Source organism: Leeuwenhoekiella sp. NPDC079379, assembly GCF_044542075.1.
GTDB lineage: Bacteria > Bacteroidota > Bacteroidia > Flavobacteriales > Flavobacteriaceae > Leeuwenhoekiella.
Genome location: NZ_JBITTU010000003.1, coordinates 201,835 through 225,892, shown reverse-complemented (window position 1 = coordinate 225,892; position 24,058 = coordinate 201,835). Strand labels below are relative to the sequence as shown.

The window sequence follows — 24,058 nt, the reverse complement described above, 5'->3', positions numbered from 1 at the left end:
AAATCTACGTATTTTAAGTGTGGTTTTAAACACTTAAATAGGCCTCGTGAAATTATAAAGAACCAGTTTAAGTTGACTAAATAATAGTTTGTAAAAATTTGAAATAACTTTAAGCGTACAATATACGCTTAAAGTTATGTATCTTTGATTCCTAACTCTGTTTAACTTTAATAAAATAATATTTTGCAAAAACAATATTCCCTGGCGCATTCTCCAGAATTCCTTGCCCAGATAGTTCAATTTAAAGCAGATATTGTGATTAACTCTCCAGGCAGGGTAAATCTAATAGGCGAGCATACAGACTATAATAATGGTTTTGTAATGCCAACTGCAATAGACAAGACGATACAATTTCATTTAAAGAAAAATGGCTCAGAATCTTCTTGCTCTATTAGTAGTCTAAATTATGACACTACATACAATTTTGATTTAAATACTACTAATCTTAAGGATGCCGAGTGGACACATTACATAATAGGTGTAGTTGAAGAAATCAAAAATCTTGGAAAAACACTGGCAGGTTTTGATTGTTTAATGCTAAGCAACTTACCTATGGGAGCGGGCATAAGCTCTTCTGCAGCACTTGAGTGTGGTCTTGCTATGGGTATAAATGAACTTTTTAACCTAAAGCTTACCAAATTAGAAATCGTAAAACTTTCTCAATTAGCTGAACATAATTATGTAGGCACAAAATGTGGTATTATGGATCAGTTTGCATCTGTAATGAGTGAAGAAAATCATGTTATAAAGCTTGACTGTGAAAGCCTAGAATATGAGATGTTGCCTTTTGCAATTGAGCCTTATAAACTTCTCTTGTTAAATACAAATGTTTCTCACAGCTTGGCTACCAGTGAATATAATACCCGAAGAGAAGAGTGTGAAAAAGGAGTTGCTCTGCTTCAAAAATGGTTGCCCCAGATCAATTCGTTACGCAACGTTTCTTTAGAACAGCTTAAAAAATATAAGTCTGAATTTGACCCTACTATTTATGGACGTTGTGAGTATGTAGTTGAAGAAAATTTACGTGTAACTCAAGCTGCAACTGCATTAGAAAATAATGATTTAAATACTTTTGGAAAGCTCATGTATGCTTCGCACGAGGGGCTTAAAAATAAGTATGAGGTAAGTTGTAAAGAACTTGATTTTTTAACTGAATTTTCTAAAGACAATGAGTCAATACTAGGTTGCCGAATGATGGGTGGTGGCTTTGGTGGATGCACTATTAACCTTATTCATCAAGACGCCATTGACACATATATAGAGTCTGCAAAAAAAGCTTATTTCAAAAAATTCAATCTTAATTTAACCGCTTTCACAGCTATGCCATCAAATGGTGGAGAGCGTGTTTAAAACATAAAAGTATAAATCCAATGGTAGATTTTAATGATAATTCGCACAGAAGATATAATATACTTACGGGAGAGTGGGTACTGGTTTCTCCACATAGAACAAAACGTCCCTGGCAAGGAAAAGAAGAAGAAATAACCAGCGAGGTTCGACCCAGTTATGACCCCCAATGTTACTTATGCCCCGGTAATGAGCGTGCTGGAGGTCATAAAAATGAAAAGTATACAGAACCCTGGTCCTTTGTCAATGATTTTGGAGCATTAAAAAAAGATGTCCCTGCGGCGAAGTTTAAATCTGGTCTTTTAAAAGCTGAGTCTGAAAGCGGTATTTGTAAAGTGGTATGTTTCTCACCAGATCATTCACTTACCTTACCTGTTATGAAGGTAGAGGCTATTGATGATGTGATTGCATTATGGCAACGCGAGTTTAAACAACTTAGCGAGAAAACAGATATAAATCATGTTCAGATTTTTGAAAACAAGGGCGCTATAATGGGCTGTAGTAATCCACACCCGCACGGTCAAATCTGGGCACAACGCACAATACCGCAAGAGGTTGTCAAGAAAAACAAACAACAACGTGAGTACTGGCAAAATAATAACTCCAGTCTTTTAGGTGATTATATAAAAGAGGAGCTTGAGTTAAAAGAGCGCATAATTTTTGAAACCGAATATTTTATAGCGCTAGTTCCTTATTGGGCAGTTTGGCCCTACGAAGTTATGATTGCCCCCAAGAAGCAACATCGCAATATTTTGAGTCTTAATACAGAGGAGCGTCTAGATTACGCCAAGATAATTAAAGCGGTTACCATAAAATACGACAACCTTTTTAAGATATCATTTCCATACAGTTCAGGTATACATCAAGCACCTACAGATGGTCAGGATTGGGAATCCTGGCATTTTCATATGTCATTTTATCCACCTTTATTACGCTCAGCAACGGTTAAGAAATTTATGGTAGGTTATGAGATGTTTGCAACTCCTCAGAGAGATATAACTGCTGAGATGGCTGCAGAAACTTTACGTAAATTAGCAGACACGCATTATACTAACATATAACAATGGCAACAAAGACAACTTTAAAAGCAATCGCTGAACATTTAAATCTTTCTATTTCTACAGTATCAAAAGCACTGGCAGATAGTAAAGAAATTAGCGAGGCCACAAAAATTGTTGTCAAAAACGCTGCACGCGAGTTAAAGTACAGACCTAATGCGATGGCTAGGGGATTAAAGAATAGCCATACGATGACATTAGGCGTGGTTATTCCTAATATTCTGCATACATTTTTTGCAAAAGTACTTATGGGTATGGAGGAAGAAGCGCGAAAAAACGGTTATAATCTAGTTACGTGTATATCTAACGAATCGCTTGAAAAAGAAAAACAAAGCCTTAATATGCTTTGTGATGTTTCGGTAGATGCTATCATTATAAGTTTAACTTCAGAAACCCAGCAGACTGAAGAAATAGAACATCTTAACGACATTCTTTATTATGATATTCCGTTAGTGATGTTTGACCGTGTAAGTGCTCTCGTAGAATGCGATAGTGTAGTAATTAATGACTATAAAGGAGCTTTTGACGCTACTTCTTATTTATTAGAAATAGGCTGTAAAAATGTTGCTTTTTTATCAAGTCTTAGTAAAACCTCTGTAGGCAAAAAACGCCTTGCAGGTTATGAAGATGCAATTAAAATAAGCGGAAACAACACACCTAAAATAATCAATACCACACTTATTGATCTTGAAAAAAATCTCAGCTCTTTTATTAGCGCTAACGATATAGATGCCATTTTAACTACAGATGAGTCTAGTGCAATTTATACGATGAATACTTTGCGCACAAATGGATTAATGGTGCCTAATGATGTAAGTGTAATAGGCTTTACAGACGGTAATTTAGCGCGAAACTATTTCCCATCTGTAACCACAGTTAAGCAACAAGCTGAAATTATGGGTTCAAAAGCAATACAAATTGCAATAGAAAACATAAATAGAAAAGTAGCTAAAGCACCCTCACAAGAGATTATAGAAACCGAACTTGTAGTTAGAAATAGTACCCGAAGAATTACTGCTTAAAATTAAAATACAGTTACATTGAAAAAAAGAAAGCCTTACTGTTTTACAAGTAAGGCTTTTTTAGTTAGTTAATTCCTCTAACTTTTTTCTCCCAGTTCCAGGCAGATTTTAAAGCTTCGGCCAATGTGAGCTGCGATTTCCAACCCAAAACTTCGTTAGCTTTTACCGTATCTGCGTAAGCAGCTACAACATCGCCTTCTCTTCGGTCAACAATTTTATAAGACAAATCAACGCCAGAGACCTCTTCAAAAGTATGTATTACTTCAAGTACAGAACTACCGGTACCCGTACCCAGATTAAAAGTCTCATAATTCGTTTCGTTTTTATCTTCAACTAGTCGTGTTAACGCCATTACGTGTGCTTTTGCAAGATCTACTACGTGAATATAATCTCTAACACAAGTACCGTCGCTTGTAGGATAATCATCTCCAAAAACCGAAAGCTCCTGACGCAATCCCGCCGCTGTTTGCGTAATAAAGGGAACTAAGTTTTGTGGTACTCCTAAAGGCAACTCCCCTATTTCACAACTTTCATGCGCTCCTATAGGATTGAAATAGCGCAACGCAATTGCATTAAAATTATCGTAAATTTTAGCTGTATCTCTTATAATCTCTTCACCTATCTGCTTAGTATTTCCGTAAGGAGATTCTGCAGGTTTTACAGGAGCTTTCTCTGTAATAGGTAACTCATCTGCCTGCCCGTAAACGGTACATGAAGAACTAAATATAAAATTAGCTGCATCTTTCTTAGTAAGTTCTTGCAGTAAATATATTAAAGAACTAAGATTGTTTTCATAATACAGAAGCGGTTTGTTCACACTCTCTCCTACAGCTTTAGAAGCTGCGAAGTGAATCGCTCCAGAAATATCTGAATACTTTTTAAAGAATGCTGAAACGGCATCACGATCACGAAGATCTATTTTCTCAAAGTCTGGTTTTGTACCTGTAATCTTTTGTATTCCGTCAAGAACAGATTCTGATGCATTTGATAAGTCATCAATAATTACAACATCATAACCCGCATTCTGTAATTCTACAACAGTGTGCGAACCTATAAAACCAAGACCTCCTGTTACTAATATTTTCAAAATTCTGAAATGTTATTTTCAACGCTTAGCTTTTCTAAAGCCTCGTCGATATTAAAATCTTTTAATGAGTCTATAATCATATCTGGAGCGTAAGCATAATTATTTATATGCTTTGCTTTTGATACACCAGATAAAGTTAGAATCGTTTTATATCCCATTTGTATAGAGCCTAGAATATCTGTATCCATAGTATCTCCTATCACAATAGTTTGATCTGTGGTAAGGCCTAATTTCTTTCTAGCCGCACGCATCATCACAGGACTAGGCTTGCCCACAGAAAATGCTTTACGTCCCGTAGCTTCTTCTATCATTTTTACAATAGCCTTAATCCCCAAATTAGACCAACCTATTTTCATAGGTGAGGGATCTAAATTTGTTGCAATAAGTTTTGCACCCCCAAGAATCATATCTACGGCTTTATTTGCCATTTCTAATGTAAAGTTGCGCCCCTCACCAATTACCACATAATCGGGATCTTGTGTCACAAGTGAGTAACCGTTTTGATGTAAACTAGACAACAAACCACCTTCACCTAAGACATATGCAGTACCATTAGGTTTTGTAAAACCTAAAAACCAGGCCGTTGCCATAGCACTCGTATACACATTTTCTTCACTTATTTTAATCCCCATTGGGATTAATTTATTGACCACGTCTATTGGACTACGTTGACTATTATTAGTCATAAACAAAAACGGAATACCCCGATCCTGTAATGTTTTTATAAATGTATCTGCTCCCGGAATTAAGTCATTACCGCTGTAAATGACCCCATCCATATCAATTAAAAATCCTTTATCCATTAGTTGTAGATTTAAACGTAAAAATAACCTTTACTTGCAAAGTTAACAGTCATATACGCTAAAAATTAGTCTTTAAATTCTGTGTCGTAAAAGTGTGTTGCATCATATATTAACTCATTAAGTTTTGTGTTTTCGAGAACCACACGTGACTCGGTCCAATCTAAATAATTCACAAAATCTTCTACTGCAATCTGGCGATATTGAGAAACTGTATCAATATTAAAATAAAGCCTTCCTGTACGTCTTACGAAGAAATCTGCAAGACTATTAGTCATCTCATAATAGACACTATACCACAATTCTGCACGTAACAGACGATCGTTAGCATCCTGATTTCTAAAATAATTAATTTTATTTTTAATAAGTTCAGCTTGCTTTCCGTAGGTAGTGGTTAAATACCAGGCTTTATATTCAGCATCATTAACACCTAAAATTTCAAGTGCATTTGCTAGTTTATTCAGGTAGTTTGCCACCTCCTTAGAATTACGCATCGCATATGATGTAAGTGCTATATGCTCTGTTCTCGATTCTTCAAACTTTTCTGCGTAGTTCTCTTTAAGCTGTTTTAAAACGGTATCACTAACCCGTTTTGCCATTTTACGGTATCCGGTTAATTTTCCGCCGGCAATAGAAATCAAGCCACTTTTACTTACAAACGTCTCGTCTTTTCTTGATAGTTCTGAAGGATCTTTTTCATCTTCATGAATTAGTGGTCGTAATCCAGCCCAACTTGATTCTATGTCAGATTCTTCTAAATGTATTGCAGGAAATGTTTGATTAACTGCATTTAACAAATAACTAATGTCTGCTTTTGTAGCCACTACCCGATCTAGACTGCCTGAATAATTAGTATCTGTAGTTCCTACGTAAGTTGTTTTGCCTCGTGGGATTGCAAATATCATTCTACCATCTGGCACATCAAAATAAAGCGACTGGTGTACTGGCAGTTTTTCTTTTGCAAAAACAAGATGTACCCCTTTAGTGAGATGAAGGTGCTTATTATTCATTGACTCATCCTTTACCCTTAGCTTATCAACCCAGGGTCCTGCGGCAGAAACGAATGTTCTACCATCAATTTCATACAAATTTGAGGTGTTGTGATCTTTACATTTTACGCTGGTAATTTTGCCCTTGTGATTATACACAAAGTCTGTCATCTCTGTATAATTTAGACAAATGGCACCAAAATCTGCTGCTTTTTTAATGAGCTCTATTGTTAGACGGGCATCATCTGTTCTATACTCAGCATAATAACCACCTCCTAGCAACGTAGATTCGTCAAGCAAAGGCTCGCGTGAAATTGTCTCTTCTTTAGTGAGCATACGTCGCTTATCGTTTCCTTCTACATTTGCCAGTAAATCATAAACTTTTAACCCCAATGAAGTCAAAATCTTACCATACTGCCCACCTTCAATAAGTGGTAAGAGCATCTTTTCAGGGATTACAAGATGTGGCGCTAGTTTATGCACAATAGCGCGCTCTGTTCCCGATTCTTTTACGAGACCTATTTCCATCTGTTTCAGGTAGCGTAAACCACCATGCACCAGCTTAGTACTCTTATTACTGGTTCCTGAAGCGAAATCATTTTTTTCAATAAGACAAACACTCATTCCTCGTGTTGCTGCGTCTAGTGCGATACCTGCACCGGTAACACCGCCACCTATAATAACAACATCAAACTTCTTAGACTTCGCTTTTTTGATATAGCGCTTACGGTCCAAAATACTAAAACGCAAAGGAGCTTTCTCTTTCTCAATAGTTTCGGCGTAGCCAGAACGTGTGCGTGCTACAGCCAGATCCCATCCTTCTTTTTTATGGTTACGCGTACGTACATCCATATTTGGCTCGAAAATAGTATCTACATTACGAACCGAAGCAATGTCTTTTTTAGTCCAGATTCCGGCTTTAATTCCCGCCAGAAAAGCAGCTCCCATTGCGGTAACTTCTAACATTTGCGGCCGATCGACACTGGTATCTAAAATATCTGCCTGAAACTGCATCAAATAATTATTTACACAGGCACCACCGTCAACTCTTAATACTTTAAGCTGTTTGCCACTATCTTCAATCATAGCATTTAGAAGATCGCTTACCTGATAAGCCATCGCCTCAATTGTAGCTTTTATAAGCTCCTTCTTACCGGTATTAAATGTTAATCCTTGTATACTCCCTTTAGCATCACTATCCCAATAAGGCGCTCCCATCCCATTAAACGCAGGTACAAAAAATAAGTCTTTTAGTGGCGGGATACTTTCACAGATCGCTTCAGTTTCTAAGGCATTATCTATTAACCCAACACCATCACGCAACCATTGTACTGATGCTCCGCCTACGAAAACACTTCCTTCAAAAGCATATTTGTGCGGCTCGTTTTCTAGTGTACAACACAATGTTGTTATTAAGCCATTTTTTGAAAAAGAAGGTTTTTTACCGGTATTAAGTAACATAAAACAACCGGTACCATAGGTGCTTTTTGCCATACCAGACTTATACCCACCTTGCCCAAAAAGTGCTGCCTGTTGATCACCTGCTACTCCGTAAATAGGAAAAGAATGTTCCTTAAATTTTAACGTGCCAAAGTCTGAAGAGGAAGCCTGAACCTGTGGAAGCATACTGCGCGGTATATCTAAGGCCTCTAACAGCTCTTCATCCCAGTCGAGGTTTTTAATATTGAAAAGCATTGTTCGACTAGCATTAGTATGATCTGTAAGATGTTTTCCCGTAAATTTATAAATCAACCAACTATCAACAGTACCAAAAAGTAAATCACCAGCCTCGGCTCGTGCCCGCGCGCCTTCGACATTATCTAAAATCCATTTTATCTTGGTTGCTGAAAAATAACTATCTATAACCAGACCTGTATTTTTTAATATATATCGTGCAAGATCTTGCTCGCGCAGCATTTCGCAAATAGATTCGGTACGCTTATCGAGCCAGACGATGGCATTATATACGGGTTCTCCCGTATGTTTGTCCCAGACAACCGTTGTCTCTCTTTGATTAGTTATTCCTATTGCTTTTATTGCATCTAATGGTACATTTGCTTTAGAAAGAACCTCTTCAAAAGCAGCTTTCTGATCATTATATAGATCAAAAGGATCATGTTCCACCCAGCCCGATTGCGGATAATGCTGTTTAAGTTCCTTTTGAGAAATTGCAACTACACCACCCTCACGATCAAATAAAATTACCCGTGTGCTTGTAGTACCCTGGTCAAATGCTATTATATAAGAATCACTCATAGTAAAATTTATAAGTTATTTGATGCTCGTAAACGTCATTAGGTTTTAATACTGTAGTAGGAAAATTATCGTGGTTAGGCGTATCTGGAAAATGCTGAGGTTCTAAACACAACGCCACCGAAGGTCCTTTAAGAGAAACCCCCTTGCCTGTAAAATTTGCCATACCGTTTGCGCTGTAAAATTGCAAGCCGGGTTGAGTACAATCTAAATGCAATTGTAGCTTTTTGTCTGAACTCATTAAGATCGCTGCGGGTTGCTTACCTCGATTTTGATTTAAAATATAATTGTGATCATACCCCCCTTCAATCGCGGCAATCGCATCTTTTAAATAAGTCTCCTTTTGCAAATCAAATGCCGTGTTTACAACAGATCTTAATTCTCCTGATGGAACATTAACTTCTGTTTTTGGCAAATACTGTGACGCATTGATTTTTAGATGGTGGTTTTCTATCGAATCTGTATTTTCTGCTTCAAGATTAAAATACTCGTGCCGTGTTAAATTTACGACAGTCTCTTTATCCGTTTTTGCTTCAAAACGCATTACCAGTTCATTATCTTCCTGAAGCTTAACAAAAAACTCTGTTTTTAGATTTCCGGGAAACCCCTCCTCACCATCAATACTCGTATAACTAAAAACCACCTCATCGCCTAAATTCTCAACCTCCCAAAGCTTTTTTCCAAAAGATTCATAACCACCATGTAATTGGTTTGTGCCTTCATTAGCTGAAAGCTGTACTTTTTTACTATCTAAAGTAACCGTTGCCTGCGCTATACGATTTGCATTACGACCCACAAGTTGCCCTATAAATGCAGTGTCTTCCTCATATGACTTTAAGTCTTCAAAACCCAAAACAACATCTTTCAAAGAGCCATTATTTGTGGGAACAATTAGTTTTTGAAGTATAGCCCCATACGAGAGAAAGTGCGCTTCCATACCAGCTGTATTTTTTAACTGTATACTTAAGACCGTATGGCCATTTTGTGTTTTATCAAAAGGTTTTATTGTAATCAATGGAGAAAATTTTTTATAAGGATAAATATATAAAAATGAATTGCCACAATATGTCTTACGCAAAAGTTTAAATTGGTTCTTCACTCACTTATAAATAAGCTTTTGTAGTATACTTGCACCACCTTCAAACCATTCCATGTTTTTCTACGTAAGTTTTAAAAAAATAGTGTCTTACACATTACCTAAATTGAGAATGCCACAGTTGAAAATCAGCCTATTTCTGCTCTTATTTCCTATTTTGTCTTTCGGCCAAAATAAATCTATAGATAAGTTGTTGCAAACCTACAATTCACGCAGTGTGCCTTATATTTCAGTGCAAGAATTAAAAATGAAATCAGATACTTATATAATCATAGATACTCGTAAAAAGGAAGAATTTGAGGTAAGTCACATACCCAACTCAATCTGGGTGGGTGAAAAGCCTGAAAGAAATCTGCTTAAGTCCTATCTCAATTTAAAAAAGACAATAGTTGTTTATTGTACAGTAGGCATACGCAGTGAAGATTATGGTGAGAAATTAAATAAAGAGTTTCAAGGTCAAATCTACAATCTTTACGGTGGTATTTTTGCCTGGAAAGATGCTGGCTACGCGTTAAGAGATTCAAAAAACAAATCGACTATAAGGGTTCATACTTTTTCAAAAAATTGGGAAGATTATTTGAAAACAGGCATTGCTGTTCATTAATTTTGAAGACAATCAACTAACATATATGAATGGGACTACTTAGCAAAAAAGATACTGACGAAAATAAACAACTCGACGCAGAATTTCATTTTCCCACCTCAGACTGCGCCTTATTAATCTTTACCCGCAATCCAGAACTTGGCAAGGTAAAAACTCGCCTGGCTGCCGGTGTAGGTGATGAAGCTGCTCTAGAAATTTATACGTTTTTATTAAAACATACCGTTACTATAACTCAAAATTTAACCGCAGATAAACATGTTTTTTATTCTGAAAAAATACGTTCTGGCGATTTTTGGGATGATGATAAATTCACTAAAAAACTGCAACATGGTGAAGACTTAGGCGAGCGAATGAATAAGGCTTTCGACGAAGCTTTTAGAGCAGGGTATAAAAAAGCGATTATTATAGGCAGCGACATGCATGATCTTTCTCAACAAGATCTAGAAGAAGCATTTACTGTGCTTGATGATCACGACTTTGTAGTAGGCCCTGCAGAAGACGGCGGCTACTATTTACTAGGGATGACCTTCTTAAAACCTGAACTTTTTCACAATAAAGTTTGGGGTACCGAAACTGTTCTTCAAAACACGCTTGCAGATTTAAAAGGAGAATCTTTTAAATTGCTGCCTACTCGTAATGATGTAGATTATTACGAAGATATTGAAGGTATTGAAGCATTTTTCCCATTTTTACCACGACACTTGAAATAATATTTAAAATGAAAAAATTTATAGAAGAGTCTGCGCAATTTTTAAAAAGTCGCGGATTTGAAGCTCCAGAAATCGGTATAATTTTAGGTACAGGTTTAGGGCAATTTGTAGACAAAGTAGAAATAATTAGCTCAGTAAGTTATAATCACATACCTAATTTCCCTACAGCTACTGTAGAATTTCATACAGGCAAACTCATTTACGGTACACTAGGCGGTAAAAAAGTTATTGTTATGCAAGGCCGTTTTCATATCTACGAGGGTTATACACTAAGAGATGTGAGTTATCCTGTACGCGTGATGAAAGAACTGGGTATTCAAAAATTATTAATTAGCAATGCGGCAGGAGCCATAAACCTCAACTATAAAAAAGGAGAGATCATGCTAATTGAAGACCACATTAATCTGCAAGGAGGATCTCCTCTAGCTTTTAAAGGTGTAGAACAATTAGGATCTCGCTTTACCGATATGAGCGCTCCTTATGACACCTCAATGCGTAATATTTTAAAAGAAATTGCATCAGAAAAAGACATTACTTTACACGAAGGAGTTTATGTTGCAGTCGTTGGTCCACAATTAGAAACACGCGCAGAATATAGATACTTAAAAATTATTGGGGCAGATACAGTAGGTATGAGTACTGTTCCTGAAGTAATTGTCGCAAACCATTTAGATTTACCGGTCGCAGCTCTTAGTGTTGTCACAGACGAGTGTGACCCTGAAAATTTACAACCTGTAGCTATCGCAGATATTATGGCTGCAGCAGGAAAAGCAGAACCAGATATGGTTGTTCTTTTTAAAGAACTTATAGAAAGATTATAAAAGATGAATTTTAAAAAAACCAGATGGTTTATAATCTCGTAAATTTAGCGCAAGATTAGCAAGCCATCTGGTAGTTCATAATTTACTTAAATTCTATTAGTATAAAATAAAGACCTACTTTAGTTTAATAATTATTAATCCTATGAGGCCATAAAATCAAATACAGCCATATTAATTTTTGCCCGCTCTGCAAAAACAGATGCTAAAAACAAATCTATTAATAATGGTTTGGCTGTATTTAATGCGCTTAATAAACATACGATTCAAGTTGCTAAACAATCTGCAATACCCTACTTCGTATCTACAGAAGAAAATCAAATAGGTGATTCTTTTGGCTACAAATTTATTAATGAAATAAGTAAAATTTTTGCCAGGGGGTATGATAATATCATTACTATAGGTAATGATAGTCCGCATTTAAATGCGACACATATTAAAGAAGCACATCAGAAATTAAAGCAAACCCCACTCGTTTTAGGACCTTCAACAGATGGTGGTTTTTACTTGATGGGACTTAGAAAATCACATTTTAATGTAGATTCTTTTTTACGTCTTCCGTGGCAGACAGCTTCATTATCTGCAAGCATAATCAGACTTCTAACTACTAAAAAAATAGAAGTTGCTCTTCTTGAATCTCTAAATGATCTTGACTCAGAGAAAGATATTAAGGTATTACTTGATGACTCAAAATACCTTTCAAAAGAGCTTTTATTAGTACTTAGATCTGCACTAGTTACTTCAAAAAATATCCAAATAAAGCAACCGCTTTTTTTAGATCCGTTCCGCTATAGAACATACTTCAATAAAGCATATTTAGTACACTAACATGTCTACATTCCCTAGCTAAATCTTTAACTGCACTTATGTAGGTCACGGTTTAAGTTATGGAATTTATAGGCTAATTCTGTTTTAGAGCCAATGCTCAAACAGAAGATGTATTTTATTTTAAAGGCCAATATATGCTTGGCTCCCAATTTATTTAGTCATTAAAAACGAAAAATGAAAAACCTTTACTTAGGGTTATTACTCTTTTTTTGTGTTGCTGTCAATGCACAAACAAATGTGAGTGGTACCATTTATAATGCTTCAAACACCTCAACAATACCATTTGTCAATATTGTTGTTGTAAACACATCTGTAGGAACAACCTCAGATGAGAACGGAAATTTCACTATTACACTACCAGAGGGAAGCAGTCAATTACGCTTTATATCAATAGGTTTTACCACTGAAACAGTTACTATAAATTCTACTCAAAATAACTTAAGAGTTAATTTGCAGGAGTCTACTACAGATCTTGATGAGATTGTCATTACAGCCTTAGGAATCGAGAAAGAACGGCAAGCTCTAGTTTCTGCAGTTTCAACAGTAAGTGCAGATCAGCTAACAACCGTCTCTCAGACAAACCTGGTTAACAGTCTTGCAGGGCAAGTTGCGGGTGTACAAATAACAAATGGCTCTAGTGGTGTGGGTTCTTCTTCCCGTATAATTATACGTGGTGAAAATTCGTTAAGCGGAAGCAATCAACCTCTTTTTGTAGTTGATGGTGTTCCTATTAGTAACGAGCAAATCACTAGTGATTTAGTAAACAATGGCGCATTGCAAGAAGTTGATTTTGGTAATGGAAGTTCTGAACTAAGTTCAGATGATATTGCATCTATCTCTATTTTAAAAGGAGCAGGTTCTGCTGCACTTTATGGGGCGCGTGCTGCAAATGGCGTTGTTCTTATCACAACAAAACGAGGCGACAGAGCTAAAGGTTTTGGCGTAAGCATAAACAGTAATTTTACAATCGAAACCTTACTCACCCTTCCCGATTATCAAAATCAATATGGCGTAGGTTCTAACGGGCAATATGCTTTTGTAAACGGTGTAGGTGCGGGAATAAGTGACGGTGGTATAAGTAGCTATGGGCCAAGATTAGACGCAGGACTCTTAATACCACAGTTTGACAGCCCCTCAGTAGATATAAACGGTAATCCCGTACGCGGTGGCGATGTACTGGCTCGTACTTTTGCAGACGGAAGTTTTACAGACATCACTCCTACTCCGTGGGTTTCAAGACCAGATAATGTTAGAGATTTTTTTAGGACAGGAATGACCTATCAAAATAACATTGCAATAAGCAATACTGGTGACTCTGGCAGCGCTCGTTTATCGTACAGCAATTTGCGTAATGAAGGGATTCTGCCTAATACAGACTTAAAACGTGATGGCCTTGCTGTAAGTCTCGATCAAAAACTAACAGACAAACTTACTGTAAACACATTTGTAAATTACATAAACACACGTAGCGGAAACCGCCCCAATCTGGGTTATGGGTATGAGAATGTACTCTACGGATTTAACTGGACGGGACGCCAGACAGATATAGGCGCTTTAAAAAATTATTGGCAAGCGGGTCAGGTAGGACGTCAACATTTTGACATTAACTACTTGTGGTTAACAAACCCTTATCTAACGCTTAACGAGAATACAAACAGCTTTATCAAAAACAGATTGCTAGGTAATGTTTCTGCTACCTACGCTTTTTCAGATAAACTCAATTTAAAAGTACGTACGGGTATTGATAACTATAACGAAAACAGAGAGTTTAGAAGAGCTGTAAGTACTAATGCAAATCCTTTTGGATCTTATAGAGAAGATAATATTCGGTTTACAGAGATCAATACAGACTTTCTTCTTTCGTACAAAGATCAAATTACAGACAGCTGGAATTATAATGTTTCTGCAGGTGCAAACCGTTTTGATCAAAAAATTCATTACGCGTACGCGGAAGCTTCACAACTTGCATTGCCTTCTATTTATACTTTGGCTAACTCACGCGCCCCTCTTAAGGGAAACAGTGAAAATTTCAACAAGCGTATAAACAGTATTTATGGTTTTGCTAATGTTTCTTACGAAAATCAATTATATATAGATCTTACATACCGTAACGATTGGAGTAGCACTCTACCGGAGGAAAATAATTCTTTTGGATATTATTCTGCCGGTTTTAGCTATGTAGCTTCAAACAGTTTTGAATTGCCAGAAGCTATTTCTTTTTTAAAATTTAGATTTAGTGCAGCATCTGTAGGAAATGACACAGACCCATTTCAAAACGCACAAACGTTTCAGTTTAATGGCAACTACGGTTCAAACTTTAAGGTTACTAACGAGAACGTTCTTAAGAATACAAACTTAAAACCAGAACGTCTAGACGCATACGAAGCCGGTATGGAAGCCTGGTTTTTAAAAGGAAGAATTCAGTTTGACGCTTCGGTTTATCAAAACATTAGTAAAGATCAGATTATCTCAAGACCAGTTTCTAATTCTAGTGGTTTTGCCAGTTTTAATGAAAATGGCGGAAAAATAAGAACCCGAGGTCTGGAAATGATGCTTAGTGCATCTCCTATAAAAACCACAGATTTTCAATGGAATACTTCTGTAAATTTTAGCACTTTCAGAAGTGTTGTTACAGAACTTCCGCAGGGAGTAGATCAATTTGTAACTGCTACAGCAAGTGTTTTTAATGGTGGCGGAGGATCTAATACGGTTTTTTATATCGCTAAAGAAAATGGTCGCGTGGGAGATATGTACGGTACTGGTTTTGTACAGGTTGACGGTAAAAACTTATATGGTGCAAACGGACTTCCTATACAAGACGGAAATCTGCGCCTTTTAGGAAACTATAATCCCGATTTTACTCTGGGATTCAGTAATAATTTTAAATACAAAAATTTTGATTTTACTGTTTTATTCGACTGGCGTCAGGGTGGTACTATTGTATCCCGTACAAAGGCATTGGGTAGTACTTCAGGAGTTTTAAAAGAAACACTTTTAGGTCGAGAAGGAGGCTCAGCTACTACACAGTTTGTAGATGGCAATGGGGTTATAGGCGACGGTGTGGTAAATGTAGGCACAACAGAGAATCCTCAATATGTACCTAATACAACTGCTGTAGCTGCAAGTACATTTAATAATGCATTTTATGATCGTGGTAATGAGGCTAGTGCTTTATACGATGCTTCCTATTTAAAATTAAGACAGGTAAGTATTTATTATACTTTTTCTAAAACTACAGCAGAATCTATAGGCGTTGAGAATTTAAAAATAGGAGTAGTAGGTAGCAACTTATTACTATTTACCGAAAACCCACATTTTGACCCTGAATTGAATGCCTTTCAAGAACGCAATATCGTTTATGGCGTAGATGATTTCTCTTATCCTTCTACACGAAGCTTTGGTGTAAGCCTAAAAACAAATTTTTAAGAAACTCAAAATGAAAAATATAAAACTACTTATTGTCACCTTGTTCTCCCTTTATTTAACGGGCTGTACAAATGATTTTGACACTATAAATGATAACCCGAATTCACCTCAGGAAGTAAGTCCTGAATTTTTATTGACTAATGTAATCGCAACAGAAATTAATGAAAACACCTACAATCAAGGCTTACGACTTAACAATTACTTAGTACAGTTTAATGCAGATGTTGAGTTTGAACGCATAGACCGCTACGAACTAGGCGGTAATAGCGGATACTGGAATTTAATTTTCGGCTTACTTACAGACCTTGAGTCTATGAAAAGTTTACCTGGTTATAATGATGCTTATGATGGCGTAGCAGAAATTTTAAGCGGTTATTTGTATTCTCAGCTTACAGACCTTTGGGGCGATGTACCGTATACTCAAGCCTTACAGTTTGAATCACTAAACTTCACTCCTATTTACGATACTCAGGAAAGTATTTATACAGATCCACAAAACGGAATTTTAGTACGCTTAGAAGCTGCAGTTTTACAACTTCAAAACACAAGCGAAAGTATTAAAGGCGACATTATGTTTGGCAATGACCTCAACAAATGGATTCGTTTTGGAAACTCACTACAAGTACGCTATCAAATGCGTATAAGCAAAAGACTTACAGATTTTTCTAAACTTCAACAGCTTGCAAATAGCGGTATGCTTATGCAATCAAATACAGATAATGCAGTATTACCGTATCTAGGAACCGCACCTAATCAATTTCCGCTATTTAGCGCCTCTACAGGTATTTATCAAGGCTTAAAAATGAGTAAAACGGTTGAAGACGTGCTTAAGAGCTGGGATGATCCTAGAATTTCGGTTTTCTTTAATCCTACTCCAGAAAGTGTGACTGCGGGAACTCCACAATTTAAAGGATTACCTAACGGGTTGAGCACTCAAACTATTAGTGAACGTGGTATTGTACTTAATGACTTATCATTAATGTCAGATAGATTTAGAGCAGCTCCAGACGGAGTAGATGCTCAAATTATGTTGTATTCTGAAGTGCAATTTGCCTTAGCAGAAGCTGCAGAACGCGGTTACATAACAGGTACTTCTCAAACATTTTATCAAAATGCAATACGGGCTCATTTTGAATATTATAATGTCACCGTACCGGCAGATTATTTTTCGCGTAGCGCAATTGCTTTAAATGGTACAACAGATCAAAACCTAACTAAAATCTTAACTCAAAAATGGTTAAGCCTCTTTATGGTGGGTCACGAAGCGTGGTTTAATATACGCCGCACGGGAATCCCCGCATTAACTCCGGGCCCAGATAATTTTAATGATGATAATTATCCCGTACGATATTTGTATCCTGAATCTGAACAAGCAGCTAATAAAGAAAATTATGAAGCGGCAGCCGCTCGTATAGGTGGTGACAATATCAACAGTAAAAACTGGTGGGAAAAAGATTAAAGGCCGTGTTGTTGTAAACTGATGCACTATCTTAAAACTAATAATTTAAAATGTTTAGACTCATAAAATACAAGCTCATACTACTCCTTATTTTAATTGCTATAAGTTGTGGTTCTGAAAATAAAAAAAATGAACTCAATCTTAAATCCGCAGATTGGGAAACCATCACCGATTCTACAGCCGGAAAGACGGTTAATTTTATGATGTGGCAGGGCAGCCCTGTTATTAACGATTACATAAATAACTATGTTATTCCTACTGTTAAAGAACGTTATGGTATTACACTGCAAATAAGTGGTGGGCAGGGTCCTGAGATTGTACAACTTGTTATGGGTGAAAAACAAGCCGATATTAAAGATAGTCAGGTAGATATGGTCTGGATTAATGGAGAAACGTTTTTTCAGTTACGCAAGTTAGATGGGCTTTGGGGACCTTTTGTAGAAAAACTTCCGAATTCTAAATTTATAGATTTTGAAGATCCTTTTATAAGTACAGATTTTCAACAGCCTATAAATTATATGGAATGTCCCTGGAGCATCAGTCAGTTTGCGATGGTTACAGATACGGTACAGGTACCCAATCCTCCCAGAAACCTGCGTGATCTTGAAGTTTTTCTAAAAGAGAACAAGGAGAGTTTTACCATCTCAAATGATTTTACGGGGATGACTCTTTTGAAAGCTTTTATGGCAGAATTGGGAGGTGGCCCTTCTAGCCTTGATGGGCCCTTTGATCAAGAAAAATACGATACACTTTCAACACAACTTTGGGAATATATAAACCGTAATAAAAAGTACTTCTGGAAGAAAGGAGAAACCTTTCCGAAAGAACAAACTAAAATGAAACAGCTTTTTGCCAATGGTGAAATAAAAATCGCGTATGGTTATGGTGAAGGTGGTATTGAAGAAAATGTACGCACCGGTTTATTTCCTAAAAGTGTCAAAGGATACGCTTGGGATAATGGTACCATAAAAAACGCAAACTATCTGGGTATTTTACAAAATGCACCTCAAAAGGCAGCAGCTATGCAGGTGATAAACTTTCTAATTTCGCCAGAAGCTCAACTTAAAAAAGCAGACCCTGCAGGAATGAATTCAAATATGGTTCTTGAATTAGATCGATTACCCGAAGAATGGCTAGAAGTACATGCAAAAAATGGAAAGCGTAAATACGGCCCATCAATGCAAGAATTAGAAGATCACGCCATAGCAGAGCCTGCACCCGAATATATGATTAAACTTTATGAAGATTTTAGAACAGCCGTTATTGAAAAATAAAACCCGAGGTATAGGTCTTTTATTATTTATTGCCATTGGGGTCATCCCATTTGCGGCGGCATTTATATATGCGCTTCTCTATAGTTTTGGAATAGTAGGTGTAATGAGTACCGGTTTTACAACACGCTTCTGGAGTACTGTTTTTAAAACCGGAACTTTCTTTGAATCTTTAGGATATAGTACAGCTATTGCTGCAATAGCAGTTTTTTTATCTGTAGTTATTGCTTTATGGTTAACGCTAAAATTTAAGAACGCACTTAAAAACAAGTTTGTGTTGATGATGGTTTATATGCCACTTGCTATTCCGGGACTTGCAACTGCATTTTTTATAATACAATTGTTAGCTAAGGGAGGTTTTTTTGCTCGTATAAGTTTTGCTGCAGGGTGGATCGAGCAATCGAGTGATTTTCCTGATTTAGTAAATGACAACCTAGCATTTGGGATAATTCTGGCATTTTTAACGATGATTATTCCCTTTTTCACTTTGCTTTTTCTCAACGTATACAAAAATGAACGTGTTGAAGAACTATCGGTACTTGCTTTTTCAATGGGAGCCAGTATGCGCCAGGTACGCAACAGAGTTGTTCTCCCTATACTTTTAAAGAAAACGCGTATACTTATTACACTTTATTTTGTGTTTTTGTTAGGTTCTTACGAAGTGCCCTTAATTTTAGGACAAGAGTCGCCACAGATGCTTTCAGTTTTGGTTATACGAGAACTTAAACAATATGATCTCGATAAAATTCCCGAGGGCTACGTAGTTGCTGTGATGTATACTGTGATTGTTGCAATTGCAGCCGTTTTCTTGTTTCTACCCCGCAAAAAAGAACAGTATGTATAACACCTGGCGCGCTTTTGTATTACCCATACTCGTACTACTGGTACTATTTCCGTTTGTATATCTCATCCTACTAAGTCTTTCGGGTGATTGGTATTTTCCAGAAGTATTACCGCAATATTTCGGGTTGCGTAATTGGGAGACAATTATTAGTTCAGAAACTGGTTTACTGCAAAGTTTTCTGGTATCTACTGTGATTTCACTTGCAGTTGCTATAGTTTCTACCCTATCTGGTTTTTTTATAAGTAAAATTGTCTACTATCATCCTAAGAAACGCATTCTCAATCTCCTGGCTTACTTTCCTTACATTCTAGCTCCCGTAGTTTTTGCTGCTTGTCTAAGTTATTTCTTTTTAAAACTAGGCTTATTTGGCAATGTCACTGGTGTGATTGTCGCCCAATTCCTAATAAGCTTCCCGTACGCTATGATCTTTTTCAGTAGTTTCTGGAATGATCGTATTAAAAGTTTTGAAAACCTTGTGGCTACATTAGGCGGTAATACATTTAATGCATACACTAAAGTATTATTTCCGCTAGCAAAAGGACTTTTACTAGTCTGTTTTTTTCAGACTTTTTTAATATCGTGGTTTGAGTACGGCCTTACATCAATTATAGGAGTTGGTAAAGTGCAAACGCTTACTATTAAGGTATTTATGTTTATTAAAGAGGCTAATTATTTTTATGGGGCATTAAGTTGCTGCCTATTAATTTTTCCTCCTGTTTTACTCTTGTACATCAACAAGAAATATGTATTCAAAAAAGTTGCCTAATGTTTTTAGAAGTAAAAAATCTCAATAAAAAATTTAATAAAGAACATGTGGTTGAGGCCTTGTCTTTTGAACTTTCACGTCAAAAAACATTGAGTATTTTAGGGAAGTCTGGCTGCGGAAAAACTACTATGCTTAAAATGGTAAGTGGTTTGGTGAAACCAGATTCAGGCTCTGTTTTTCTTGACGGAAACGAGATTACAGATCTTAAGGCCGAAAAGCGGAATATGGTCTATCTCTATCAGGAAGATTTATTATTTCCTCATTTAACGATTTTTGAAAATATTGCCTTTGGTCTTCGGTTAAAGAAACACTTAGAAGCAGATATTCAAATGAAAGTGAAGCAAATGGCACAAAGTCTAGAGCTGCAAGACCAACTAAAAAAAATGCCCCATCAACTTTCTGGTGGTCAGCGACAACGGGTATCATTTGGTAGGGCAATTATTATTAACCCAAGTGTACTACTTCTTGATGAACCCTTTGGGAGTTTAGATAGTGGTACCCGCACACGTATGCAAGCCTTATTTAAAAACCTCACTGAAGAATACAACATAACCTCTTTATTTATAACTCACGACCTTAAAGAGGCGATTTTGATGGGTGATAAAATTGGCTTTATGCAAAATGGAAATCTAAATGTATATCCTTCAAAAAAGGCTTTTTTAAACGACCCTACCACAGGAGTACATAATGAAATAAACTTTTGGAACAGCTTGCAATTAGATGCTGTTTCTGAATTAAAAAATAATTAAGATGAGTAAGAAAAAAGTTTGGATAGACACCGATCTTTCGGTAGGAATGAAACGCTATCACCGTGAAGGATATAGTGATGTAGATGATGGATATGCTGTTTTACAACTTTTTAAAGCTGAAAATATTGAAGTAACAGGCATAAGTGCTGTTTTTGGCAATACAAAGATTGAAGATGCATACCGCCTTTCTCAAAAAATGGCTGCAGAATATGCACCTTATAAAATTGCTGTATTTAAGGGTGCTGCAGAACAAATTAATCTTGCAGAGGTAAAAACTAATGAAGCGGTAGCGGCTCTTGCTGAAGCACTAAAAAAAGAACCGCTGCATATTTTAGCAATCGGTCCGGCGACAAACATAGGTATTCTTGTATTGCTATATCCTGAATTGAAATCACAAATAAAAGAAGTAGTCCTTGTTGCCGGAAGGCGTGCTGCAGATGCATACTTTAAAATAGGGAAACCTACTTCGCATCACGCACCAGATCTCAATTTTGATTTAGACAATGATGCCTTCAGAATATTGTTTGAAAATAATATTAAGGTTGTTTTGTGCCCTTTTGAAATTTCAAATAAGGTATGGCTTACCGCTAAGGATCTTGAGACCTTAAAAACCGAAGATACAGGAAACATATGGCTTTCTGAACAATCGCAGCCGTGGTTACAACAATGGATTGCAGGAGGTGAAACAGGCTTTAATCCGTTTGATGTTTTAGCCAGCCATTATCTTCTAGCACCAGAAGATCTAGTTATGGAAGAGTTGAATGCGCACCTCGAGATACATACAAATGATATGCTTCTAGAAACGCCAGAACACAATTTTAAACAGTATTTAATCTGCAACACCCAACCTGGTTTTAAAGTTACTTATTGTTATGATGTAGTTTCAGACTATCATCAAAAACTGATGAATAGCTTGACGAAGCATTAATTGAAAATCTAATATTTTGAAAAACATAGCACGTTTAACCACAGAAAAAAGCGCTTTAGAAACTTATTTAAAAGGGCAGGGATGGTTGCTTTTAAACGAATCTTTAAATGCAGTTGAAATTCCCGGAGCAGGTAATATGAATCTCACGCTACGTATAAAAACGCGTGAACGCAGCTTTATCATTAAACAAAGTAGAGATTATGTAGAAAAGTACCCTCAGGTTCCTGCCCCAGAAAAACGGGCACTTCGAGAAGCAGAATTCTATGAACTTATTGCTTTAGAAGATAGTCTGAGTAGTATGATGCCAGTTCTAAATGGTGTAGATCGCATAAATAATGTGCTCAATCTAGAAGACTTGGGTGATAGTCGTGACTACAGTTTTTTATATGAAGAAGGCGTCTCACTTAGTCTTGAAGATCTTAAAGAAATTATTGCATTTATTTCACAATTGCACACCACCGTAAACACCGCTACAACTCAGGCAACACTTGCTAATGTAGAGATGAGAAAACTCAACCACGAGCATATTTACAACTATCCATATTTAGATGATAATGGCTTAAACCTCGATAGCGTTTTAATGGGACTTGCAGAAATCGCAGCACCGTATAAAAACGATGCTGTTTTAAAAGCAGAATTACAAAAATTAGGAAATCGCTATTTAGCAAATGGGACTACCCTGCTCCACGGAGATTATTTCCCGGGAAGCTGGTTAAAAACTAAAGCGGGTATAAAAATTATAGATCCTGAGTTTTGCTTCTTTGGTGATCCAGAATTTGAAATGGGCGTAACACTTGCCCATTTAAAGATGGCAGCACAACCTGAAGCTCTTATAGATAGCGCCATTGACTTATACACAGAAAAAGGCTCTTTAGATAGACAGCTATGTTTTAAATATATGGCTGCAGAAATTTTAAGACGCATATTAGGGTTAGCTCAATTACCACTTACACTAACCCTTGCTAAACGAAAGGAATTATTAGAAGAATCAAGATCTATTTTAGTACGCAGTAATCATTAAAAAATAGGACATGCAGATGCAAACAACTTTTGAAGACTACTACAACATTTACTGGGTGTTTACTCAATTGTGTAATGATAAGTGTGACCACTGCTATAATAATAGCGGCCCACAAGGCAAACGCATATCTGAAGAAGATTGTATGGCTATTATAGGCAATTTGCCTAATAATCTTCAACACCTCATCTTAAGTGGTGGCGAACCACTTGCAGATAAAAAACTACTCTATGCAATCCTCGACCGCCTCAAGACTAAATATGAAAATCAACTTCATATTACACTTCAATTTAACGGAGACTTACTAACGCCAGAAATTCTTGATTTATTAATTGAAAAAGGAGTTCAACAATTTTCTATCGCTAGTATAGATCGCTATCATAAAAAACAAGGAACTCGTAAGGAGGAGCTATCAACCTTATTTGAAAGTCGCGGAATTAACTTAATGGGTCGTGAAGAAAATCTGGATAAAGAAGGACGTGACCGTCTAAAAGAGAGCAATCTTATTTATGGCTTTTTTGGTGCTACTGAAGATATGTGGCTGGGTGGTAACTGGGCACGCGGCCGTGCACTTAAAAAAGACATTTGGCATAAAGATGGAGCCCATAATTTTTGCAATATTCATTCTGGCGGACGTGGTTTTTTGGGTCGCAATGGCGAAAACATCATACAGGAATTAAGCATTCAGCTTTGGGCAATTAATCCTTGTTGTCCCGGTACAGTTAGTGCTATGGGAGATGCACGCACAGAAAAAGTTACTGAGGTATTACAACGTATGTCTAAGCACGAGGTAATGCGCAAAATTAATATGGGTGATGCCTACGGGATGGGTGAAAGTCTGGGAATAGATGCTCAAGAGGGTTTAAAGCGAGCTATCGAGCTGGGTAATGTTTGCCTGTGGTGTGATGAGTTTTTTACTAAGCATTATGATATGAAAACTCAGCAACCTATCGTAAAACCTATAAACACCTTAGATAAATACTAG

At 36.7% G+C, this 24,058-nt stretch carries 20 protein-coding genes; 16 read left to right on the top strand and 4 right to left on the bottom strand.

The window, feature by feature from the left end; genetic code table 11:
* Positions 1 to 183 precede the first annotated feature (183 nt).
* Genes galK through ACIGAM_RS06895 form a run of 3 tightly spaced genes read left to right on the top strand, consistent with a single transcriptional unit; the run spans position 184 to position 3,427 of the window.
* A complete protein-coding gene (gene galK, locus ACIGAM_RS06905) occupies positions 184 to 1,350 on the top strand; it encodes a galactokinase (protein WP_396510735.1) in 1,167 nt (388 codons plus the stop codon).
* A 20-nt stretch (positions 1,351 to 1,370) separates the two neighbouring features.
* Entirely contained in the window at positions 1,371 to 2,408 is a 1,038-nt protein-coding gene (locus ACIGAM_RS06900; protein WP_396510734.1) for a UDP-glucose--hexose-1-phosphate uridylyltransferase, read from the top strand.
* A 2-nt stretch (positions 2,409 to 2,410) separates the two neighbouring features.
* Positions 2,411 to 3,427, top strand: coding sequence for a LacI family DNA-binding transcriptional regulator (locus ACIGAM_RS06895; RefSeq protein WP_396510733.1), 1,017 nt, complete (start codon positions 2,411 to 2,413; stop codon positions 3,425 to 3,427).
* A gap of 64 nt (positions 3,428 to 3,491) precedes the next feature.
* Here ACIGAM_RS06895 and galE read toward each other — a convergent pair whose 3' ends face one another.
* The 4 genes from galE to ACIGAM_RS06875 all read right to left on the bottom strand — a co-directional run bounded on the left by galE (position 3,492) and on the right by ACIGAM_RS06875 (position 9,571).
* Positions 3,492 to 4,514: a UDP-glucose 4-epimerase GalE gene (gene galE, locus ACIGAM_RS06890; RefSeq protein WP_396510732.1), complete on the bottom strand. Its 1,023-nt coding sequence runs from the start codon at positions 4,512 to 4,514 to the stop codon at positions 3,492 to 3,494.
* Positions 4,511 to 5,317 carry an HAD-IIA family hydrolase gene (locus tag ACIGAM_RS06885; RefSeq protein WP_396510731.1) on the bottom strand — a complete coding sequence of 269 codons (807 nt, stop codon included), beginning with the start codon at positions 5,315 to 5,317 and terminating at the stop codon, positions 4,511 to 4,513. Before ACIGAM_RS06885 ends, galE begins: the two co-directional genes overlap by 4 nt.
* 65 nt (positions 5,318 to 5,382) lie before the next feature.
* On the bottom strand, positions 5,383 to 8,559 hold the full coding sequence (gene glpK / locus ACIGAM_RS06880) for a glycerol kinase GlpK (protein WP_396510730.1): 3,177 nt from the start codon (positions 8,557 to 8,559) through the stop codon (positions 5,383 to 5,385).
* Complete coding sequence (locus ACIGAM_RS06875; protein WP_396510729.1) at positions 8,552 to 9,571, bottom strand: aldose epimerase family protein; 1,020 nt, start codon at positions 9,569 to 9,571, stop codon at positions 8,552 to 8,554. Before ACIGAM_RS06875 ends, glpK begins: the two co-directional genes overlap by 8 nt.
* 136 nt (positions 9,572 to 9,707) lie before the next feature.
* On the opposite strand from ACIGAM_RS06875, the gene ACIGAM_RS06870 reads away from it, so the two are divergent.
* The 13 genes from ACIGAM_RS06870 to ACIGAM_RS06810 all read left to right on the top strand — a co-directional run bounded on the left by ACIGAM_RS06870 (position 9,708) and on the right by ACIGAM_RS06810 (position 24,058).
* Complete coding sequence (locus ACIGAM_RS06870; RefSeq protein WP_396510728.1) at positions 9,708 to 10,256, top strand: rhodanese-like domain-containing protein; 549 nt, start codon at positions 9,708 to 9,710, stop codon at positions 10,254 to 10,256.
* Positions 10,257 to 10,285: 29 nt separating this feature from the next.
* On the top strand, positions 10,286 to 10,966 hold the full coding sequence (locus tag ACIGAM_RS06865) for a TIGR04282 family arsenosugar biosynthesis glycosyltransferase (protein ID WP_396510727.1): 681 nt from the start codon (positions 10,286 to 10,288) through the stop codon (positions 10,964 to 10,966).
* A gap of 8 nt (positions 10,967 to 10,974) precedes the next feature.
* Positions 10,975 to 11,787, top strand: a complete 813-nt coding sequence (locus ACIGAM_RS06860) for a purine-nucleoside phosphorylase (protein WP_396510726.1) — start codon at positions 10,975 to 10,977, stop codon at positions 11,785 to 11,787.
* Between the two features lie 228 nt (positions 11,788 to 12,015).
* On the top strand, positions 12,016 to 12,612 hold the full coding sequence (locus ACIGAM_RS06855) for a DUF2064 domain-containing protein (protein WP_396510725.1): 597 nt from the start codon (positions 12,016 to 12,018) through the stop codon (positions 12,610 to 12,612).
* A gap of 174 nt (positions 12,613 to 12,786) precedes the next feature.
* Positions 12,787 to 16,038: a SusC/RagA family TonB-linked outer membrane protein gene (locus ACIGAM_RS06850; RefSeq protein ID WP_396510724.1), complete on the top strand. Its 3,252-nt coding sequence runs from the start codon at positions 12,787 to 12,789 to the stop codon at positions 16,036 to 16,038.
* 10 nt (positions 16,039 to 16,048) lie between these two features.
* A complete protein-coding gene (locus tag ACIGAM_RS06845; RefSeq protein WP_396510723.1) occupies positions 16,049 to 17,497 on the top strand; it encodes a SusD/RagB family nutrient-binding outer membrane lipoprotein in 1,449 nt (482 codons plus the stop codon).
* 50 nt (positions 17,498 to 17,547) lie between these two features.
* Positions 17,548 to 18,771: an ABC transporter substrate-binding protein gene (locus tag ACIGAM_RS06840; RefSeq protein WP_396510722.1), complete on the top strand. Its 1,224-nt coding sequence runs from the start codon at positions 17,548 to 17,550 to the stop codon at positions 18,769 to 18,771.
* A complete protein-coding gene (locus ACIGAM_RS06835) occupies positions 18,737 to 19,612 on the top strand; it encodes an ABC transporter permease (protein WP_396510721.1) in 876 nt (291 codons plus the stop codon). The genes ACIGAM_RS06840 and ACIGAM_RS06835 overlap by 35 nt, the downstream gene beginning before the upstream one ends.
* On the top strand, positions 19,605 to 20,378 hold the full coding sequence (locus ACIGAM_RS06830) for an ABC transporter permease (RefSeq protein ID WP_396510720.1): 774 nt from the start codon (positions 19,605 to 19,607) through the stop codon (positions 20,376 to 20,378). Before ACIGAM_RS06835 ends, ACIGAM_RS06830 begins: the two co-directional genes overlap by 8 nt.
* Entirely contained in the window at positions 20,378 to 21,127 is a 750-nt protein-coding gene (locus ACIGAM_RS06825) for an ABC transporter ATP-binding protein (RefSeq protein ID WP_396510719.1), read from the top strand. Before ACIGAM_RS06830 ends, ACIGAM_RS06825 begins: the two co-directional genes overlap by 1 nt.
* 1 nt (position 21,128) lies before the next feature.
* Positions 21,129 to 22,055, top strand: a complete 927-nt coding sequence (locus tag ACIGAM_RS06820; protein WP_396510718.1) for a nucleoside hydrolase — start codon at positions 21,129 to 21,131, stop codon at positions 22,053 to 22,055.
* Positions 22,056 to 22,071: 16 nt separating this feature from the next.
* On the top strand, positions 22,072 to 23,076 hold the full coding sequence (locus ACIGAM_RS06815; protein WP_396510717.1) for a phosphotransferase: 1,005 nt from the start codon (positions 22,072 to 22,074) through the stop codon (positions 23,074 to 23,076).
* A 16-nt stretch (positions 23,077 to 23,092) separates the two neighbouring features.
* Positions 23,093 to 24,058: a radical SAM protein gene (locus ACIGAM_RS06810; RefSeq protein WP_396510716.1), complete on the top strand. Its 966-nt coding sequence runs from the start codon at positions 23,093 to 23,095 to the stop codon at positions 24,056 to 24,058.